The organism is Herbaspirillum sp. LeCh32-8 (assembly GCF_017814915.1).
In the GTDB taxonomy this organism is placed as follows: domain Bacteria; phylum Pseudomonadota; class Gammaproteobacteria; order Burkholderiales; family Burkholderiaceae_D; genus Herbaspirillum.
On record NZ_JAGIPZ010000002.1, the window covers coordinates 454,951 to 473,778 of the forward strand.

Below are 18,828 nucleotides of genomic sequence, written 5' to 3' on the forward strand. Positions count from 1 at the left end.
GCCTGCCACATTTCAGCCATGCGCGGGAGGATTTGCCCCAGGCAGCGGCGGCGGATCATGACAAAACGGCAAATGTCGGCGACGCCGGGCGCTGACTATAATCCACGCATCGTAGACCTGATCCGACACATAACGTGAACAATTCCCCGATGCTCGAAGACCTGCGCCTGTTCTGCGTGGTCGCCCGCCGCAGCAGCTTTGCCGAGTCGGCCAAGGAAGTCGGCGCCTCGCCGGCCTACATCAGCAAGCGCATCGCGCTGCTGGAGCAGGCGCTGGGCGTACGCCTGTTTCACCGCACCACGCGCAGCGTGGTGATGACGGAAGAGGGCGGCAACGTGCATGAGTGGGCGCGCCGTATCCTGGACGACGTCGAGCAGATGATGGAAACCGTCAGCAGCGCCAAGCGCGTGCCGCGCGGGCTGCTCAAGATCAGCACCAGCTTCGGGCTGGGGCGCAAGTTCGTCTCGCCGATCCTGTCGCAGTTCGCGGCGCTGCATCCTGAGCTGAAGATCCAGCTGGAGCTGGTGGACCGCCAGATCGACCTGGTCAACGAAGGTATCGACCTCGACATCCGGGTCGGCCCGGTGCACGAGCCGCAGCTCTTTTCCAAGCGTATCCTCCCCAGCCAGCGCGTGCTCTGCGCCAGCCCCGCCTATCTGAAGCGGCACGGCGTGCCGACCGAATTGTCGGCGCTGCGCCAGCACCAGTGCCTGGTGATCCGCGAGCGCAACCAGTCTTTCGGCATCTGGCGCATGATGGGCCCCAAGGGGCAGGAGACGGTGAAGGTGTCGGGCGGGCTGGCGTCCAACCACGGCGAGATCATCCACCAGTGGGCGGTCGACGGCCACGGCATCATCCTGCGCTCGATCTGGGACGTGGCCGAGAGCATCAAGCGCGGCCGCCTGGTGCGGGTGCTGCCGCAGTATTACCAGGAGGCCGATCTGTGCGCGGTCTATCCGCTGCAGTTGAAGAATTCAGCCAAGGTGCGCGAATGCGTGCGCTTCCTGCAAAAGCACCTGGATGTGAATGCGCCGGCCTTGAACCTGTAGGGACGTCGCTGCGCCTCAGCGGCCGGCAAGCTGCTGGCGCACCACGCGCTCCAGTACATCGGCCACATGCATGACGGCGATGTCGTCATCGCTGCGCTGGTGGCGCTGCAAGTGCAACGACAGCCCGGCCACCGGCAGCGGGGGACGCAGGCAGCTCAGCGGCACCGGATGCGCGGCGGTGGCCGCCGGCACGCAATACATCGGCATCAGTGCGATCAGGTCCGAGCCTTGCAGCAGCGGCGCGGCCATCAGGAAGTTAGGCACCGTCATGCCTACCCGCGGCGCCAGGCCTTGCGCGGCCAGCTGCTCGTCCAGCATCTTGTTGAGCGTGTCGTGGCTCGATACCCGCAGGTGCGGATAGGCCAGCCATTTCTGCAAGGTCAGCTGCTGCGCCGCCGGATGGTCGTGCCGCATCACCGCCACGCAGCGCTCCTGCAGCACCTCGCGACTGCGTACCGGCGCCTGCGCGCGTGCGGGGGAGCCGATCACCAGTTCGGCCTCGCCGCGCTCCAGGCTGTCGGCTGCGGCCGCATCGTTTTTCCATGGCAGGAATTCCAGATCCAGCAGCGGCGCACTGGGGTGCAGCTCGGCGTACAGCGCCTGCGCCACGACCTGCGCGGGGTAATCCGCCATCAGCAGGCGTACGCGCCGCTGCATGCCGGCGACGCCGGCTTCCTGCTCGCGCGCGCCGTGGCCGATGGCCGCCAGCGCCTGCTGCAGCGGCGCGCGCAACGCCTTTGCCGCTTCGGTCAGCCGCATGGCTTGGCCGCCGTCTTCCAACAGCGGATCCCGGAACAGCTGGCGGCAGCGCTCCAGCGCACTGGCGGCGGCCGGCAGCGGCAGGCCGATGCGCGCGGCGCCGCGCGCCAGGTGCGCCTCGTCGAGGACGGCGTTGAGCAGTTGCAGGAGTTTGGGATCGATGGCGGAGAGATTCATGAAACGGGATGGTCTGGGGCACCCAGTCCCGTGCAGCAGGGGATTGCAGCCGGTTGGGGCGCGGCAGTGTAGCCTGATCAAGTGCGTCGGACAAGCAGCTTTGCACAATATTGCTGATAGAATGATATTTATTCTCATTCTCAACATTCCGGCGTCGCCGCTCACCAAGCCACGCAACAAGCGCGCGCCGCCGGTTTTCGGAATCCTACAATCGCGTCCCGACACCGGCTCATGTCTACTACCGATCCTCAGCATCGGCATCTGGAGATGCTCTACAGCGACCATCATGGCTGGCTCAAGGGCTGGCTGCGCGCCAAGCTGGGATGCACAGCGGACGCCGCGGATCTGGCGCAGGACACCTTCCTGCGCCTGCTCAATCGCGACGAGCGGGCCGACGGCGGTGATGGCGCTGCGCCGGCGCGCGACCTGCGCCAGCCGCGCGCCTACCTGACCCGCATCGCGCAAGGCCTGGTCATCGACCACTGGCGCCGGCGCGACGTCGAGCGCGCCTACCTCGACGCGCTGGCCAACCAGCCCGAAGCGGAGGCGCCGTCGCCCGAGACGCGCGCGCTGATCATCGAGACGCTGGTGCGCATGGACGCCGCGCTCGATGCGCTCAAGCCGCGCACGCGCGAGGCTTTCCTGCTGGCCCAGCTGGATGGCATGACCGGCCCCGCCATCGCGGCGCGGCTGGGCGTGTCGCTGGCTACCGTCGAGCGCGACCTGGTCGCCGGCTGGCAGCAGTGCTACCGGGTGTATTTCCTGTGAACGCCTTCGCCCATCTCGATCCCAAGCTGGTGGACCAGGCGATCGCCTGGAGCGTGCGCTTGCGCCTGCATGCGGGCGATCAGAAGCAACTGCAGGCGTTTCATGCGTGGCGCACCACCGACGCCCGGCACGAGGAGGCATGGCGGCGCATCGAATCAATGCAGCAGGCCATTGCGGCCTTGCCTCCCCAGCTGGCCGGTCAGGTGTTGGCGGCGCGCGCGGCGCAGAACGCGGGCCGCGCAGGTCGCCGCAACGCCTTGAAGCTGGCGCTGGGCGCGGTCATCGTGGGGGCGGCAGCCTATGCCGGCCGCGATACCCCGTGGATGGAAGAAGCCATGGCCGACTACGCCACCGGCGTCGGCCAGCGCCGGCAAGTGGTGCTGGATGACGGCACCGAGCTGCTGCTCAATACCGGCACCGCGATCAATGTTCGCTATGCGGCGCAGCAGCGCGTGGTGGAGGTGCGGCGCGGCGAGGTCATGATCACCACCGGGCGCGACCCGTCTTCGCCCACGCATCGCCCGTTCCTGGCCAGTACCGACGACGGCGTCATGCTGGCCAAGGGCACGCGCTTCCTGGTACGCAAGGACGGTGAGCACACCCGCCTGACCGTGCTGGAGCACGCAGTCGAACTGAATAACGGCAGCAGCGCGCCGGTGCTGGCGCAGGCGGGGGACAGTTACTTCATGTCGCGCGCCGCGATCTGGAAGGCCGGCGTGGCCGAGTTCGATCCCAGCGCCTGGACTGAGGGCCTGATCGCCGCGCGCGAGATGCCCATGGCGCGCTTCGTCGCCGAACTGTCGCGCTATCGCCCAGGCCTGCTGCGTTGCGACCCGTCGGTCGCCGATTTACCTGTCTCGGGTATTTTCCAGCTGGCCGATACCGACCGCACGCTGGAGGTGCTGCTGGCGACCCAGCCGGTGGCCGCCCTGTACCGCACGCGCTGGTGGGTCACGATCATCCCGCGGCGGCCTGAATAGGCCGTGGCGCCGGGCAGATAAAAATATTTTAAAAAACATGAGGGGATTGTCGAAGTGCCCCGGCATACAGGTTGAAGCTCCCATCAACCTGACCAGTGCCACCCTCGAACTCCATGTCCATCCGATATCAAGCGCCGGCCGCGTCTGCTGCCACGATTTGCGCCTCCTCCGCCGTTCCCGTCCCTCGTCCGCTGGCTCACGCCGTCGCCGGCGCCTTGCTGGTGCTGGCGTTCGGCCTGCCGGCGGCGCAGCCTGCCTGGGCGCAGGCTTCCACCGGCAGCGCCGCCGCGCATGCCTACCGTATCCCCGCCGGTCCGCTGGACGCCACGCTGGACCGCTTTGCCCGCGAAGCCCGCATCACCCTGGCCTATGACGCGGCCAGCCTGCGCGGCCTGCAAAGCGCAGGCCTGAACGGCAGCTATACCGTCGACGCCGCCCTGGCCGCGTTGCTGTCCGGCAGCGGCATGAGCGCGGTGCGCCTGGCCGAGGGCGACTACACGGTGCGCGCGGGCGGGGTAACACCGGCGGCAGCGCCGGCGTCAACATCGCTGCCGACCGTGATCGTGAAGGACCGCGCCGAAGCCGAAACCGCGCTCACTCCAGTGGTCGGCAACGTGGCGCGCATCAGCCGCGTCGGCACCAAGACCGATACCTCGCTGAAAGAAACGCCGCAAGCGATCTCCGTGATCACGCGCGACCAGCTCGACGCCCAAGGCGTGGAAAGCCTGGCCGAAGGCCTGCGCTACACGCCCGGCGTGGTCACGCAATACGGCAACACCGACCTGCGCTACGACTGGCTGACGGTGCGCGGCTTCGTGCCGGGGCGTTACCTGGACGGCCTGCGCCTGCCGTTCGGCTCGCGCGGTTACGCGCAGCCGCGTATCGAACCCTTCGGCCTGGAGCGCATCGAGGTGCTGAAGGGGCCGTCGTCGCTGCTCTATGGACAGGCGGCGCCGGGCGGGCTGGTCAACATGGTCAGCAAGCGCCCCACCACCGAGACCGTGCGCGAGGTCGAGCTGCAATACGGCAACAACAACCGCAAGCAGCTGGCGGTGGACCTGGGCGGGCAGTTCGACGAGCACAGCGATCTCAGCTATCGCCTGGTCGCGTTGGGACGCAAGAGCGACACCTCGTATGACTATGTGAGCGAGGAACGAACCTACTTCGCACCGTCGCTGACCTGGCGTCCGAATGCCTCCACCCAGTTCACCCTGCTGGCCCAGTATCAGAAGATCGATTCCAAGGGCGGCGGCGGCGCGCCGGTGCTGCCGGCCAACGGCACGCTCTACACTAGCGTCTATCCGGCGCTGTCGCGCAGCACCTTCGCCGGCGAGCCGAACTACGACCGCTTCTCCAACGAGCAGTATTTCGTCGGCTACGAATTCGAGCACCGCTTCAATGACGACTGGAGCGTGCGCCAGAACCTGCGGGTGGGTGAGGTCAATACCGAGACCAGGCGCGTGCAGGCGTTCTGCCTGTCCGCCGCCTCGTGCAATCCGTCGTCGCTGCAGCGCTACGCGTGGGCCTTCCCTGAGACCTCGCGCATGTGGACCATCGACAACCAGCTACAAGGCAAATTCAGTCTGGGCGCCACCCGCCACACCCTGTTGCTGGGCGCGGATTACTCTTCCGAGAGCAGCCACTACGAGGAAAGCAGCCTGAGCGTGCTGGCCGGCTCTTTCAACGCCTACGCGCCGGTCTATGGCCGCTACAGCGGCACGGTGCCGCCGGTGGCCACGCGCATCCAGCAGGATCGCGACCAGTTCGGCCTCTACCTGCAAGACCAGATCCGCCTGGATCGCTGGACCCTGGTCGCCGGCGGCCGTTACGACTGGGCCGATACCGATACCCTGACCACCACCAGCACCACCCGCACCCCGGTGCGCCAGCGCGACAGCGCCTTCACCGGCCGTCTCGGCCTGCTGTACAGCTTCGACAACGGCATCACGCCCTACGTCAGCTATTCCACCTCGTTCCAGCCGACCATCGGTGTGAGCCGCACCAGCGACCCGTTCAAGCCGACCAAGGGCAAGCAGACCGAGGCCGGCGTGAAGTACCAGCCGGATGGCTCGCGCACCATGGTCACGCTGTCGACGTATGAGATGACCCAGCAAAACGTGACCACGCCCGATCCGCTCAACACCAACTTCAGCGTGCAGACCGGTGAAGTGCGTGTGCGCGGCGTGGAGCTGGAGGGCAAGGTGCAGATCGACAAGGGACTGGACCTGATCGCCTCTTACGCCTATACCGACAGCAAGATCATGAAGGCCAACACCAGCGGCGGCGTCAACACCACCGGCAACCGCCTGGCCTTCGTCCCGCAGAACCAGGCCAGCGCCTGGCTGGACTACACCGTGCAGGATGCGGCGCTGGCCGGATTGGGCGGCGGCTTCGGCGCGCGTTACCTGGGTGAGAGCTTCGGCGACAACGCCAACCTCTATCACACGCCCGGCGTGACCCTGTTCGACGCGGCGCTGCGCTACGACTTCGGCAAGACCAATGCGCAGCTCAAGGGCCTGCGCATTGCACTGAACGCCTCCAACATCTTCAACAAGACCTACGTCGCCGCTTGCCTGAGCGCGGCCGGGTGCTACTACGGTGACGGCCGCAGTGTCTACCTGACCTTGAAGTACGGCTGGTAAGCAAGTCTGAAAGCACCGCCGGCAGGCGTTCAATGCCGGCGCATATGAGAATGGCGCGGATGCAAGTCCGCGCCGTTTTTTATTTGTCCACAGCAATGGGGCAACTCAGCCGAAGGCTTCCTTCAGCGTCTGGATCTTGCCGGTGTCGGTGGCGTCGTAGCCGGCCAGGCCGTTGACCACGTTGCGGAAGGATTCCGACTGCAGGATGTCGATCACCGAGCGAACCAGCGGATCGTGCAGCGAGGCCGCGGGCAGGGCGAAGAAGTAGCGCTCGCGCACCAGCGGGATGAATTCCAACCCGAAGCGCTGCGACGCGGTCTGCACGCCGAAGCCGACGTCGGCCATGCCGCTGGCGATGAAGGCCGCCACCGCCGAGTGCGTGAACTCGGTGTTCTCGAAGCCGTTGATCTTCTTGTGGGCGATGCCGGCGTCGGCCAGCATCAGCTCCAGCAGCATGCGCGTGCCCGAGCCGGCCTCGCGGTTGACGAAACGCAGGTCGCTGCGCGTGAGGTCTTGCAGCGAATGCACGTTCTTGGGATTGCCCGGCTCCACGAACAGGCCCTGGGCGCGCACCGCCAAGTGGATCAGGCAGTCGCTGCGCTTGTTCAGCCACTTGGCGTAGGTGGCGATGGCCGGTTTTTCGAATTCGCCCAGCGGCACATGGAAGCCGGCCAGGTCGCATTCCTGGCGCGACAGCGCGGCCACGGCGTCGGTGCTGTGGCGATAGCGCACCTCGACCGGCAGGCGCGCCTCGTTGATCTTGCCCAACAGCGCAGCCACCGCGAAGCCGTGGCTGGCGTTCAGGCGCACCGTCTCCGACTTACCTTCCACCGTCTTGCCCAGCTCGATCTCCAGCTCCGAGGCCAAGGTGTCCAGGGTGGGAGAGAGGCGGGCCGTCACCAGGCGGTCGGCCCACAGCAGTTTGCTGGCGAAATCGGTCAGTGTTGTGCCGCGCCCACGGCCGCTCTCGATCAGCGAGTTGCCGAAAATACGCTCGGCATCCCGCAGCAGGCCCCAGGCGTGGCGATAGGAGTAGCGGATCTGCTGGGCGGCCTGGGCGATCGATCCGCTCTGCTGGATGGCGGTCAACAGGGTGAGCAGGTTGGCCGTGTCCAGCGGCGCCTCGTTGTCGTAGGCGATTTCCCAGTGGGGTTTGATGTGGACTTTATACATTTATGAAAAAGATAGCATATTAGGCTCGTCATTTTTAGGCGATAATTTCGCCGCAGTCTGCATAAATGATAAAAAATATATGCAGTGTTGTACATATATAAACAGAGAGGGATTTCACCGCAAACAGATGAGGCCGGCCTCCACCCGGTCTTTTCGGCCTTGCCGCGGTCTCCCTCCCGATCCACACCACACATATAAATATTCGGAGGAATAATGGCTTTCGATTTCCTGAACAAGGAACATACAGTCGCCAAGCCTGGCTTCAACCGTTGGCTGGTACCGCCGGCCGCGCTCGCAATTCACCTTTGTATCGGCATGGCCTACGGCTTTTCCGTGTTCTGGCTGCCGTTGTCGAAGGCCTTGGGCGTCACCGCGCCCATCGCCTGCGGCGCTGATGTCGGCTTCTTCGCCCAGATCTTCTCGTCCACCTGCGACTGGAAGATCTCGATGTTGGGCTGGATGTACACCATGTTCTTCGTCCTCCTGGGCATTTCCGCCGCGATCTGGGGCGGGTGGCTGGAACACGCCGGTCCCCGCAAGGCCGGTGTCGTGGCAGCGATCTGCTGGTGCGGCGGCCTGCTGATCTCCGCGCTGGGCGTGAAGACTCACCAGCTGTGGCTGATGTGGGTCGGCTCCGGCGTGATCGGCGGCGTCGGCCTGGGCCTGGGGTATATCTCGCCCGTCTCGACCCTGATCAAGTGGTTCCCTGACCGTCGCGGCATGGCCACCGGCATGGCGATCATGGGCTTCGGCGGCGGCGCGCTGGTCGGCACCCCGCTGGCTGACGCCCTGATGAAGAAGTTCGCCACCCCGACCTCGGTCGGCGTGTGGGAAACCTTCGTCGTCATGGCGATCATCTACTTCGTGTTCATGATGGCCGGCGCCTTCGGCTACCGCGTTCCGCCTTCGGGCTGGAAGCCGGCCGGCTGGACCCCGCCTGCCGCCAACAACAGCGGCACCATGATCACCCAGAACCACGTGCACGTCTCCAAGGTCTGGGGCATTCCCCAGTTTTGGCTGGTGTGGCTGGTGCTGTGCCTGAACGTGTCGGCCGGTATCGGCGTGATCGGCATCGCCTCGCCGATGCTGCAAGAAGTGTTCGGCGGTCACCTGCTGGGCCTGGACGTCGGCTTCAACGACCTGTCGGTTGAGCAGAAGGCGGCGATTGCCGCACTGGCGGCCGGCTTCACCGGTCTGATCAGCCTGTTCAACATCGGCGGTCGTTTCGCCTGGGCCTCGTGCTCGGACTTCTTCGGCCGCAAGATGACCTACGCGATCTTCTTTGTGCTGGGCTTTGTGCTGTATGTCAGCCTGCCGTGGTCGGCCAAGGGCCACAGCATCGCCCTGTTCGTCGGCGCGGTCTGCATCATCCTGTCGATGTACGGCGGCGGCTTCGCCACTGTGCCGGCTTACCTGGCCGACCTGTTCGGCACCCAGATGGTGGGCGCCATCCACGGCCGCCTGCTGACCGCGTGGGCGACCGCCGGCATCCTGGGCCCGGTGGTGGTGAACTACATGCGTGAATACCAGCTGTCGCTGGGCATGCCCAAGGACCAGGTCTACAACACCACGATGTACATCCTGGCCGGCATGCTGGTGCTGGGTCTGATCTGCAACCTGCTGATCCGCCCGGTTGCCGCCAAGCACTTCATGACGCCGGAAGAACTGGCCCATGAAAAGAAGCTGGCGCACGAGAAGTCGGCTGCCGAAGCGGCTGCCACCGCGTCCTCGGACGACATGTCCAAGATCGGTTCCGGCGGCAACCCGCTGGTGATCGGCCTGGCATGGGCCGCAGTGGGCATCCCGCTGATCTGGGGCATCACCCTGGTGCTGCAAAAGTCGGCCGTGCTGTTCCGTTGATCGACGACTGAAGCAAAAGCAATACCGCCGGCGTCCGCAAGGACGCCGGCAAGCGGCGAAAGCCGCTGACACAACCCGCAAGGGGAGCGCATCCGCAGGCGGGTTGTGTCAGCGACTATCAAGAAAAATAGCAAGCAGGAGCGAGGCTCGCCCGATCGAAGGCGGCCCGCATCCAAGTGTTCAGTACCAACCGACAAGGCAGGGAGAACATGCAACGACGGAGACAAGCTGTATCCATACGCGGAGCCGTTTCCCATGGCTTCGCGCTGCGCGCGTCATGGCGATGGCCATGGCGGACGCGCACGCCATCCTTTTTCCGTGTTCCCCATCTGACGTGTTTCAAGCAGGTCGACCCTTAGTCAAAGGGGCGACCTTACCCGGTTTCATTTGAAATTCGCGGCCGGCCACCAAGATCCCGAAGGGACGACGGCCGCACCAACGCAAGGCAGGAGACTTCAATGAACAGGCAACAGGTTTTCGACGTGGCGGCGGTGCGCGGCATCATCGCCGAACGTAAAGGGATGGCGGGCGCGATGCTGCCCATCCTGCACGGGATACAGGAGAAGGTCGGTTACGTGCCGGCCGACGCCGTGCCCATGATCGCAAGCGAGCTCAACGTTTCGCGCGCCGAGGTGCATGGCGTGATTTCCTTCTACCACTTCTTCCGCCAGCAGCCGCCGGGCAAGCATGTGGTGCAGGTGTGCCGCGCCGAGGCCTGCCAGGCGCGCGGCGCAGAAGCGCTGGCCGAACATGCGCAAAACGTGCTGGGCTGCGGCTTCCATGAAACCAGCGCCGACGGACAGTTCACGCTGGAGCCGGTCTATTGCCTCGGCCAGTGCGCCTGCGGCCCCAACATCGTGATCGACGAGGAGCTGCACGCCCGTGTCGGCGCCGACAAATTCCAGCGGCTGGTGCAGGCCAAGCGGGAGGCGACATGAGCGCCGATCTCAACAACGCCATCACCGTCTACGTCCCGCGCGACTCCACCGCGCTGGCGCTGGGCGCCAATGACGTGGCCGCGGCCATCGTCGCCGAGGCCGGCAAGCGCGGCATCAACGTCAACCTGGTGCGCAACGGATCGCGCGGCATGTTCTGGCTGGAGCCGCTGGTCGAGGTAGCCACCACGGCAGGCCGCATCGGTTACGGCCCGGTCGAGGCCGGCGATGTGGCATGCCTGTTCGATGCCAATTTCCTGAGCGGCGGCGAGCATCCACTTAAGCAGGGCGAGGTCGACGCCTTGCCCTACCTGAAGAACCAGGAGCGCCTGACCTTTGCCCGCGTCGGCATTACCGATCCGGTTTCGCTCGACGATTATCTGGCGCACGAGGGCTACGCCGGCCTGACCCGCGCGCTGGCCATGGAGCCCGAAGCGATCGTCCAGGCCGTGCTCGACTCCGGCCTGCGCGGGCGCGGCGGCGCGGCCTTTCCGACCGGCATCAAGTGGCAGACCGTGGCCGGCGCCAAGGCCGACCGCAAGTACGTGGTGTGCAATGCCGACGAGGGCGACTCCGGCACCTTCTCCGACCGCATGGTGATGGAAGACGACCCGTTCATGCTGATCGAGGGCATGACGATTGCCGGCCTCGCCGTAGGTGCCACGCACGGTTACGTGTATGTGCGTTCCGAATATCCGCACGCCATCGCCACCCTGAACGAAGCCATCGCCATCGCCGAGCAGCGCGGCTACCTGGGCGACGACATCCAGGGCTCCGGCAGGCAGTTTCACCTGGAGGTGCGCAAGGGCGCCGGCGCCTACATCTGCGGCGAAGAAACCGCCATGCTGGAAAGCCTGGAAGGCAAGCGCGGCGTGGTGCGCGCCAAGCCGCCGCTGCCGGCACTGGAGGGCCTGTTCGGCAAGCCGACGGTGATCAACAACCTGATCTCGCTGGCGTCCGTGCCCATCATCCTGGCGCGCGGCGCGGACTTCTACAAGAACTACGGCGTGGGCCGCTCGATGGGCACGTTGCCGTTCCAGCTGGCCGGCAACATCAAACACGGCGGCCTGGTGGAGAAAGCCTTCGGCCTGACGTTGCGCCAGCTGCTGGAAGACTTCGGCGGCGGCAGCGAGAGCGGCCGCGCCATCCGTGCGGTGCAGATGGGCGGCCCGCTGGGCGCCTACATGCCGCCAAGCCAGTTCGACACGCCGCTGGACTACGAGGCCTTCGCCGCCATCGGCGCCATGATCGGCCACGGCGGCCTGGTGGCCTTCGACGATACGGTGGACATGGCCAGGCAGGCGCGCTACGCGATGGAGTTCTGCGCGGTGGAATCCTGCGGCAAGTGCACGCCGTGCCGCATCGGCTCGACCCGCGGGGTGGAGGTGATCGACAAGATCATCGCCAACCAGGAGCGGGCGCAGCAAGTGCACCTGCTGCGCAGCCTGTGCGACACCATGGTCAACGGCTCGCTGTGCGCCATGGGCGGCATGACGCCGTTCCCGGTGCTGTCGGCGCTGAACCACTTCCCGGAAGACTTCGGCACGCCCCATGAGAAGGCGGCCTGATCCACTTATCGCATTGCGGAGGTTTGCATCATGAATCAGCTTAACGAAACCGATTACGGCACCCCGGCGCGGGTGTCCGAACAGGAAGTCACGCTGGAGATCGACGGCGTATCGATCACGGTGCCGGCCGGCACCTCGGTCATGCGCGCCTCGGTCGAGGCCGGCATCAACGTGCCCAAACTGTGCGCCACCGACAGCCTGGAGCCGTTCGGCTCCTGCCGCCTGTGCCTGGTGGAGATCGAGAAGGACGGCCGCAAGATGAAGGGCTATCCGGCCTCCTGCACCACGCCTTGCGAGCCGGGCATGAAGGTCAGCACCCAGACGCCCAAGCTGGCCGAGATCCGCCGCGGCGTGATGGAGCTCTACATCTCCGACCATCCGCTGGATTGCCTGACCTGCCCCACCAACGGCAACTGCGAGCTGCAGGACATGGCCGGCGCCGTCGGCCTGCGCGAGGTACGTTACGGCTACGAGGGCGAGAATCACCTGGAGATGAAGAAGGACGAATCCAACCCGTACTTCACCTACGATCCGTCCAAGTGCATCGTCTGCAACCGCTGCGTGCGCGCCTGCGAAGAGACGCAGGGCACCTTCGCGCTGACCATCAACGGCCGCGGCTTCGAGTCGCGCGTGTCGGCCGGGCAGATGGACAGTTTCATGGAGTCCGAGTGCGTCTCCTGCGGCGCCTGCGTGGAGGCCTGCCCGACCGCCACGCTCACCGAGAAGAGCGTGATCATGATGGGCCAGGCCAAGCAGAGCGCGGTCACCACCTGCGCCTACTGCGGCGTGGGCTGCTCGTTCAAGGCCGAGATGAAGGGCAACGAGGTAGTGCGCATGGTGCCGTACAAGGACGGCCAGGCCAACCACGGCCACTCCTGCGTGAAGGGACGCTTCGCCTGGGGTTACGCAACCCACAAGGATCGCATCCTCAACCCGATGATCCGCAAGAGCATCAATGACCCGTGGCAAGAGGTGTCGTGGGAGGAAGCGCTGGCGTATGCGGCCAGCGAGTTCCGCCGCATCCAGGCCAAGCACGGCAAGGATTCCATCGGCGGCATCACGTCCTCGCGTTGCACCAACGAAGAAACCTACCTGGTGCAAAAGCTGGTGCGCGCCGCCTTCGGCAACAACAACGTCGACACCTGCGCGCGGGTATGCCACTCGCCCACCGGTTACGGCCTGAAGCAGACGCTGGGCGAGTCGGCCGGCACCCAGACCTTCGACTCGGTGATGAAGTCGGACGTCATCATGATCATGGGCGCCAACCCGGCCTCCGGCCACCCGGTGTTTGCCTCGCAGATCAAGCGCCGCGTGCGCCAGGGCGCCAAGCTGATCGTGATCGACCCGCGCTCGACCGAGATGGTGAAGTCGCCCCATGTGCAGGCCGACTACCACCTGAAGCTGCGCCCCGGCACCAACACCGCCATCATTACCGCGCTGGCGCATGCCATCCTCTCCGAGGGGCTGCAGCAGGAGGATTACATCCAGGAGCGCTGCGACGTGAAGTCCTACGAGGACTGGAAGGCCTTCGTGCTGCGCCCGGACAATTCGCCCGAAGCCATGGCTGAAGTCACCGGCGTGCCGGCCGAGGCGATCCGCGGCGCCGCGCGGCTGTTCGCCACCGGCGGCAACGCGGCCATCTATTACGGCCTGGGCGTGACCGAGCATGCACAGGGCTCGACCACCGTGATCGGCATCGCCAACCTGGCCATGTGCACCGGCAACGTCGGCCGTGAAGGCGTGGGCGTGAACCCGCTGCGCGGCCAGAACAATGTGCAGGGTTCGTGCGACATGGGTTCCTTCCCGCATGAGCTGCCGGGTTACCGCCACATCTCGGACTCCACCGTGCGCGGCCAGTTCGAGCAAGCCTGGGGCGTGACGCTGAACCCTGAGCCGGGCCTGCGCATTCCCAACATGTTCGACGCCGCGCTGGAGGGCAGCTTCAAGGGCCTGTACTGCGAGGGCGAGGACATCGTGCAGTCCGACCCCAACACCCAGCACGTGGCCGCCGCGCTGCAGTCGATGGAATGCATCGTGGTGCAGGACCTGTTCCTGAACGAAACGGCCAAGTACGCCCACGTGTTCCTGCCGGGTTCTTCCTTCCTGGAAAAGGACGGCACCTTCACCAACGCCGAGCGCCGCATCTCGCGCGTGCGCAAGGTGATGCCGGCCAAGGCCGGCAAGTCGGACTGGGAAGTTACGGTGGCGCTGGCCGAAGCGCTGGGTTACCCGATGCCGTACAATCATCCCTCGGAAATCATGGATGAAATCGCCGCGCTGACGCCAAGTTTCCACGGGGTCAGCTACGCCAAGCTGGAGAAGCTGGGCAGCATCCAATGGCCGTGCAACGACGCCGCGCCGAAAGGCACGCCGATCATGCACATCGGCAGCTTCATCCGCGGCAAGGGCAAGTTCCTCAACACGCAATACTTCGCCACCGACGAGAAGGTGACGCAGCGCTATCCGCTGATCCTGACCACTGGTCGCATCCTGTCGCAGTACAACGTCGGCGCGCAGACGCGCCGCACCGAGAACTCGCAGTGGCATAGCGAGGACGTGCTGGAAATCCACCCGCACGACGCCGAGGATCGCGGCATTCGCGAAGGCGACTGGGTCGGCATCGAGTCGCGCGCGGGCCAAACCGTGCTGCGCGCGACCGTGAGCGAGAAGGTGCAGCCGGGCGTGGTGTACACCACCTTCCACTTCCCGGAGTCGGGCGCCAACGTGATCACCACCGACAACTCGGACTGGGCCACCAATTGCCCCGAGTACAAGGTGACGGCGGTGCAGGTGCTGCCGGTGACGCAACCGTCGGAATGGCAGCGCCACTACCAGCGCTTCAACCGCGAGCAGCTGGATTTGTTGAAGGGGGAGAAGGCGGCGGAGCCGTTGGTGACGAAGTGACAGGCTGATGCGGTAGTGACGCGCCCCGCAGTATTGGTACTGTGCTCACATCCCGCTGCTGTCGACATATCACCCGTCATCCCGGCGCAGGCCGGGATCCAGCGTCGTTCAACGGCCGTTGAATCACAGCGAACGCCACTGGGTTGCGGCCTTCGCCGCAACGACAGGGTTATACGGATCGGCCGCGATTTATCCGCATTATTTGTCAGCATCGTTACATCATTGAACAGAACCGCAGGAAGGCATGAACGCACGCACCACCCCAAGCCCGAACATCGACGAAACCACCGGCGACTACGCCACCTCCGCTCGCGTCCAGGTAGACCGCTGGCGCGACGGCAAGCGTGAGACGGTGGACGACGTCGTCGCCGAGGAAGTGCCGATCGCGCTGGAATACAACGGCATCTCGCACGCCGTGATGATGGCCACGCCGGCCGACCTGGAAGACTTCGCGCTCGGCTTCTCGCTGACCGAAGGCATCGTCGCCGATCCGAGCGAGTTGTATGAATGTGAAGTGGTGAGCGGCTGTGAAGGCGTGCAGGTGCAGATGCGCATCGCCACCGAACGCTTCGTGGCCTTGAAGGAAAAACGCCGCAACCTGACGGGCCGCACCGGCTGCGGCCTGTGCGGCGCCGAGACGCTGGAACAGGCGGTGCGTCATCCCAAGGCGGTGGCCGCCGGCGGCGCCGGCTTCACCATCACGCAGATTCACGCCGCGCTGGAAGCAATGCAAGGCGGCCAGCAACTGCAGCAACTCACCGGCGCCACCCACGCCGCGGCCTGGCTGGGCACCGACGGCAAGATTGCCCTGGTGCGCGAGGACGTCGGCCGCCACAACGCGCTGGACAAGCTAATCGGCGCGCTGGCCGAGGACGGAGCCGACTTTTCGCAGGGCGCGGCGATCATCACCAGCCGCGCCAGCTACGAGATGGTGCAAAAGGCGGCAACGGTGGGCATCGGCTTCATCGCCGCCATCTCGGCACCGACCGCGTTGGCGATCAGGCTGGCCGAAGAGACCGACGTCACGCTGCTGGGCTTCGTGCGCAAGCAGGGCCACGTGGTCTATGCAAGGCCGCACCGGTTGCGCTGAACGAGACAAAAGTCAATCAATAGATAAAACCAGGACGCAGGAGACAGAAAATGAACACCGAACACCTGATCAAGATGGCCAACCAGATCGGCAGCTTCTTCTCCACCATGCCCGACCACGAGCAGGCGGTGGCCGATTTGGCCTCGCACCTCAAGCGCTTCTGGGAGCCGCGCATGCGCAAGGCTTTCGTGGCGCATATTGAACAGACGCAGGGAGAAGGGCTGGATCCTATCGTGCTGGAGGCGGTGAGCAAGCATCTGCAGAAATTGGAAGCCTAGCTTGCGCTGTTCTCCGATGCTGCAGCATGGCACCTCTAGCGTTGCGGCGTGTCAGGAAACATCGTCGCGGGGGCTGCGCAGCCATAGGCTCTGATGCGGTTAAGCAGTTGATTAACTGGCTCCCGCTTCAAGATATCGGTGCGCAGCACGGAAGCCGACAGACCTGAATTTCTTAACTCTTGCGTCAAGCCGTAGAAATCCGCGGGTGATAACTGACGTATCCCACATGCGGCATAAAGGCGTGCTTCGGGTGATGCTGTGGGGGAGCTCAATATCCTCGTCAATGTTGCCAAGGCACCATCCGATTGCATGATGGCCCGGTAACGTACTTCCCCCTCACTGATGTGAGCGACGAAACCTACCTGTCCAAGGGCGAAGACGTTGGTCTTCTCAAAGACTGTTATCTCGCTGGCAGGGATTTCACCAGCTTGCGCCAGCAATGCTGGATAAGCGAAGGCCGCAATCATGAGGCATTTTCTATATGAGAAGCGCCTCAATGCTTCATTGATCAATCGGTTCATGGGTTTTCGGTTCATGGTTTTTTCTTAAGCCGAGATGCGCCGGGCATCACGATTGATTTCCTCCAGTCTGCCGTTTTGGATTGACACTACACGTTCAGCAGCGGCAATGGTCTCGGGCCGGTGGGCGATCACAATTCTTGTCGTTCGCATCTGCGCCAGGGCCGCATTAACTCGCCGTTCGTTATCCACGTCCAGATGGCTGGTGGCTTCATCCAGCGCCAGAATCCGAGGTTGTTTGTACAGGGCTCGCGCGAGGAGAATTCTCTGTTTTTGCCCGCCGGACAATGTGCTTCCCATGTCTCCCACCAACGTTTGATATCCCATCGGCATGGCCGCAATTTCGTCGTGAATTGCCGCCAGGGTTGCGCATTGCTGGACGCGCTGCGTGTCGAGCGGGGACGAGAAAAATGCGATGTTGTCCAGGATTGAGCCCGCCAGCAAGGTGTCGTCCTGCATGACTGTGCCGATCAATTTCCTGTAGTGCTGAAGGCCGATGTGGCGAATGGGAATTCCGTCGATATAAATTTCACCTTCGGTTGGAACGATCAAGCCCAGGATAATTTTGCAGAGTGTGCTCTTTCCAGAGCCGCTTGGGCCAGTGATGGCCAGCGATTGTCCCGCCGGAATCTCCAGGCTGACGCCATCCACGATCCAGGGTTCGCCCTCTGCGTAGCGAAAGCGAATGTTGCGCAGGGTAATGTCACCTTTCAGTCTGTCGATATCCGATTCAATTGCGGCGCTTTCTTCCACTGGTTCCATGACGATGTCGGCCAGTCTTTCTGCATGCATGTTCAGCATTTTCAGATTGATCGCCAAATCGACAAGGGTGAACATGCGGCTGGAGAACGTTGATGCATAGCTGCTGAAGGCCATCAACATGCCGACCGTCAGGGTGTTCTGCATGATCAGTCCGGCCCCCAGATAAAACAGCGCCAGGCCTTGTGCACCGAAGATCGCAGTATTGGAAAGTTTGAACAGGATGCCCAGTTTTTGGGTTCGCACATCTCGATTGAGGACATCCTGTTTCAGGTTCTGCCAGCGGGCGCAGCGTTCCGCCTCGCGTCCAAAGAGCTTGACGGGAATGGAGGCACGTACGCTCTCAAGGAAATACGTATTTTCCTTGGCGGCCAGTAGCAGCCGCTCCTGGGAGGCTTCGCGAAACGGGCCGTAGAAGAAACTTCGTAGCAGAACGTACGCCAGCACGGCGATCAAGACGACAACGCTTAGTTTCGGGCTATAGAGCAACATCATGCCCAGCGCCAGCAGTGCCATCAGGCCATCCAGTGCGCTTTCGGCAAACAAGCTGGTTAACGTGGATTGGATGGTGCCGATGCTGCCGAAGCGGGAGACGATGTCGCCGATATGCCGCTTCTGAAAATACACCGCAGGCAACCGGCACAGATGTGCGAACACCCTGGTGCTCCATTGAAAGCTGATATCCATGCTCCAGCGCATTAGGAGCCAGCTTCTTCCCAATCCGATAATCGTCTGGATAACCAGCATCAGGCCGAAGCCAATCACCAGGACCGAGAGCAGGTCACGATCGCCGCTGACGATGACTTCGTCGATGACGAATTGATTGAACAAAGGCGCGCACACAGCGATTGCCTCTAATCCAAGCGCCAGGACAATGGCCTGAACGGCAGCAGTGCGCAGGCCGGAGATGCGGCCAGTCAACTGCTTGATGGAAAGCTGCTTGCGTTCGTCGCCAGGTATGAATTCCGCCGTAGGCGTCAGTTCAAGGGCCACACCGGTGAAATTGCCCGAAATGGCCTGTAGGGGTAATGTGACTTCTCCCAGTGACGGATTGAGAATGGTGACGCGTTGCTGGCCCAACAGGTTCCTGTACACCCTTTTCATCACTACAAAGTGATTCAAGTTCCAGTGCAGGATGCACGGCGTTTTCAGGTGGCCAAGCGTTTCCAGTTCCACGCGCAGCGGTCGCGCCGCCAGATGCAGACTTGAGGCGCAGCGCATCAACTGCGCAAGGGTGGCGCCATTAGCGCTGACCAGGAAGCGCCGTCGCAGATCGGCCAGGTCGAGATGATGACCATGGTAGCTGGCGACCATGGCCAGGCAGGCCAGGCCGCACTCGCTGGTTTCGGTTTGTCGTATGAAACGCAT

14 protein-coding genes are annotated in these 18,828 nt (G+C 64.1%); 10 read left to right on the top strand and 4 right to left on the bottom strand.

Annotated elements, in window-relative coordinates; translation table 11 throughout:
* Positions 1-134 precede the first annotated feature (134 nt).
* Positions 135-1,049: a LysR substrate-binding domain-containing protein gene (locus J8I26_RS07155; RefSeq protein WP_209605565.1), complete on the top strand. Its 915-nt coding sequence runs from the start codon at positions 135-137 to the stop codon at positions 1,047-1,049.
* A 15-nt stretch (positions 1,050-1,064) separates the two neighbouring features.
* Here the strand turns inward: J8I26_RS07155 and J8I26_RS07160 are convergent, their stop codons facing one another.
* Positions 1,065-1,985, bottom strand: coding sequence for a LysR family transcriptional regulator (locus tag J8I26_RS07160; protein WP_209605567.1), 921 nt, complete (start codon positions 1,983-1,985; stop codon positions 1,065-1,067).
* 231 nt (positions 1,986-2,216) lie between these two features.
* Here J8I26_RS07160 and J8I26_RS07165 point away from each other — a divergent pair, with 231 nt between their 5' ends.
* From J8I26_RS07165 to J8I26_RS07175, 3 genes are all read left to right on the top strand, one after another.
* Positions 2,217-2,753: a sigma-70 family RNA polymerase sigma factor gene (locus J8I26_RS07165; protein ID WP_209605569.1), complete on the top strand. Its 537-nt coding sequence runs from the start codon at positions 2,217-2,219 to the stop codon at positions 2,751-2,753.
* Entirely contained in the window at positions 2,750-3,733 is a 984-nt protein-coding gene (locus J8I26_RS07170; RefSeq protein ID WP_209605571.1) for a FecR family protein, read from the top strand. The genes J8I26_RS07165 and J8I26_RS07170 overlap by 4 nt, the downstream gene beginning before the upstream one ends.
* A gap of 113 nt (positions 3,734-3,846) precedes the next feature.
* Positions 3,847-6,375, top strand: a complete 2,529-nt coding sequence (locus J8I26_RS07175; protein ID WP_209605572.1) for a TonB-dependent siderophore receptor — start codon at positions 3,847-3,849, stop codon at positions 6,373-6,375.
* Positions 6,376-6,480: 105 nt separating this feature from the next.
* Here J8I26_RS07175 and J8I26_RS07180 read toward each other — a convergent pair whose 3' ends face one another.
* Positions 6,481-7,548: a substrate-binding domain-containing protein gene (locus tag J8I26_RS07180; RefSeq protein WP_209605574.1), complete on the bottom strand. Its 1,068-nt coding sequence runs from the start codon at positions 7,546-7,548 to the stop codon at positions 6,481-6,483.
* A gap of 213 nt (positions 7,549-7,761) precedes the next feature.
* Here J8I26_RS07180 and J8I26_RS07185 point away from each other — a divergent pair, with 213 nt between their 5' ends.
* The 6 genes from J8I26_RS07185 (at position 7,762) to J8I26_RS07210 (ending at position 16,183) form a co-directional block, all read left to right on the top strand.
* Positions 7,762-9,408, top strand: a complete 1,647-nt coding sequence (locus J8I26_RS07185) for an OFA family MFS transporter (RefSeq protein ID WP_209605576.1) — start codon at positions 7,762-7,764, stop codon at positions 9,406-9,408.
* A gap of 458 nt (positions 9,409-9,866) precedes the next feature.
* Positions 9,867-10,346: a formate dehydrogenase subunit gamma gene (locus tag J8I26_RS07190; protein ID WP_209605579.1), complete on the top strand. Its 480-nt coding sequence runs from the start codon at positions 9,867-9,869 to the stop codon at positions 10,344-10,346.
* A complete protein-coding gene (locus J8I26_RS07195) occupies positions 10,343-11,911 on the top strand; it encodes an NADH-quinone oxidoreductase subunit NuoF (protein WP_209605581.1) in 1,569 nt (522 codons plus the stop codon). Before J8I26_RS07190 ends, J8I26_RS07195 begins: the two co-directional genes overlap by 4 nt.
* A 30-nt stretch (positions 11,912-11,941) precedes the next feature.
* A complete protein-coding gene (gene fdhF / locus J8I26_RS07200) occupies positions 11,942-14,815 on the top strand; it encodes a formate dehydrogenase subunit alpha (protein WP_209605583.1) in 2,874 nt (957 codons plus the stop codon).
* 244 nt (positions 14,816-15,059) lie between these two features.
* Positions 15,060-15,905: a formate dehydrogenase accessory sulfurtransferase FdhD gene (gene fdhD / locus J8I26_RS07205; protein WP_209605584.1), complete on the top strand. Its 846-nt coding sequence runs from the start codon at positions 15,060-15,062 to the stop codon at positions 15,903-15,905.
* A 50-nt stretch (positions 15,906-15,955) separates the two neighbouring features.
* Positions 15,956-16,183 (top strand): formate dehydrogenase subunit delta, encoded by a 228-nt coding sequence (locus tag J8I26_RS07210; protein WP_209605586.1) that lies wholly within the window; start codon positions 15,956-15,958, stop codon positions 16,181-16,183.
* Positions 16,184-16,218: 35 nt separating this feature from the next.
* On the opposite strand, the gene mchS3 is transcribed toward J8I26_RS07210, so the two are convergent.
* Both mchS3 and J8I26_RS07220 read right to left on the bottom strand, forming a co-directional pair.
* On the bottom strand, positions 16,219-16,704 hold the full coding sequence (gene mchS3 / locus J8I26_RS07215) for an MchS3 family protein (protein WP_209605588.1): 486 nt from the start codon (positions 16,702-16,704) through the stop codon (positions 16,219-16,221).
* 24 nt (positions 16,705-16,728) lie between these two features.
* Positions 16,729-18,828, bottom strand: a complete 2,100-nt coding sequence (locus J8I26_RS07220; RefSeq protein ID WP_209605590.1) for a peptidase domain-containing ABC transporter — start codon at positions 18,826-18,828, stop codon at positions 16,729-16,731.

Bases quoted from the DNA above. Each gene is read 5' to 3' on its own strand.
- J8I26_RS07160 (WP_209605567.1), bottom strand. From the start codon at position 1,985: ATGAATCTCTCCGCCATCGATCCCAAACTCCTGCAACTGCTCAACGCC.
- J8I26_RS07165 (WP_209605569.1), top strand. From the start codon at position 2,217: ATGTCTACTACCGATCCTCAGCATCGGCATCTGGAGATGCTCTACAGC.
- J8I26_RS07175 (WP_209605572.1), top strand. From the start codon at position 3,847: ATGTCCATCCGATATCAAGCGCCGGCCGCGTCTGCTGCCACGATTTGC.
- J8I26_RS07180 (WP_209605574.1), bottom strand. From the start codon at position 7,548: ATGTATAAAGTCCACATCAAACCCCACTGGGAAATCGCCTACGACAAC.
- J8I26_RS07185 (WP_209605576.1), top strand. From the start codon at position 7,762: ATGGCTTTCGATTTCCTGAACAAGGAACATACAGTCGCCAAGCCTGGC.
- J8I26_RS07190 (WP_209605579.1), top strand. From the start codon at position 9,867: ATGAACAGGCAACAGGTTTTCGACGTGGCGGCGGTGCGCGGCATCATC.
- J8I26_RS07195 (WP_209605581.1), top strand. From the start codon at position 10,343: ATGAGCGCCGATCTCAACAACGCCATCACCGTCTACGTCCCGCGCGAC.
- fdhF (WP_209605583.1), top strand. From the start codon at position 11,942: ATGAATCAGCTTAACGAAACCGATTACGGCACCCCGGCGCGGGTGTCC.
- fdhD (WP_209605584.1), top strand. From the start codon at position 15,060: ATGAACGCACGCACCACCCCAAGCCCGAACATCGACGAAACCACCGGC.
- J8I26_RS07210 (WP_209605586.1), top strand. From the start codon at position 15,956: ATGAACACCGAACACCTGATCAAGATGGCCAACCAGATCGGCAGCTTC.
- mchS3 (WP_209605588.1), bottom strand. From the start codon at position 16,704: ATGAACCGATTGATCAATGAAGCATTGAGGCGCTTCTCATATAGAAAA.
- J8I26_RS07220 (WP_209605590.1), bottom strand. From the start codon at position 18,828: ATGCGTTTCATACGACAAACCGAAACCAGCGAGTGCGGCCTGGCCTGC.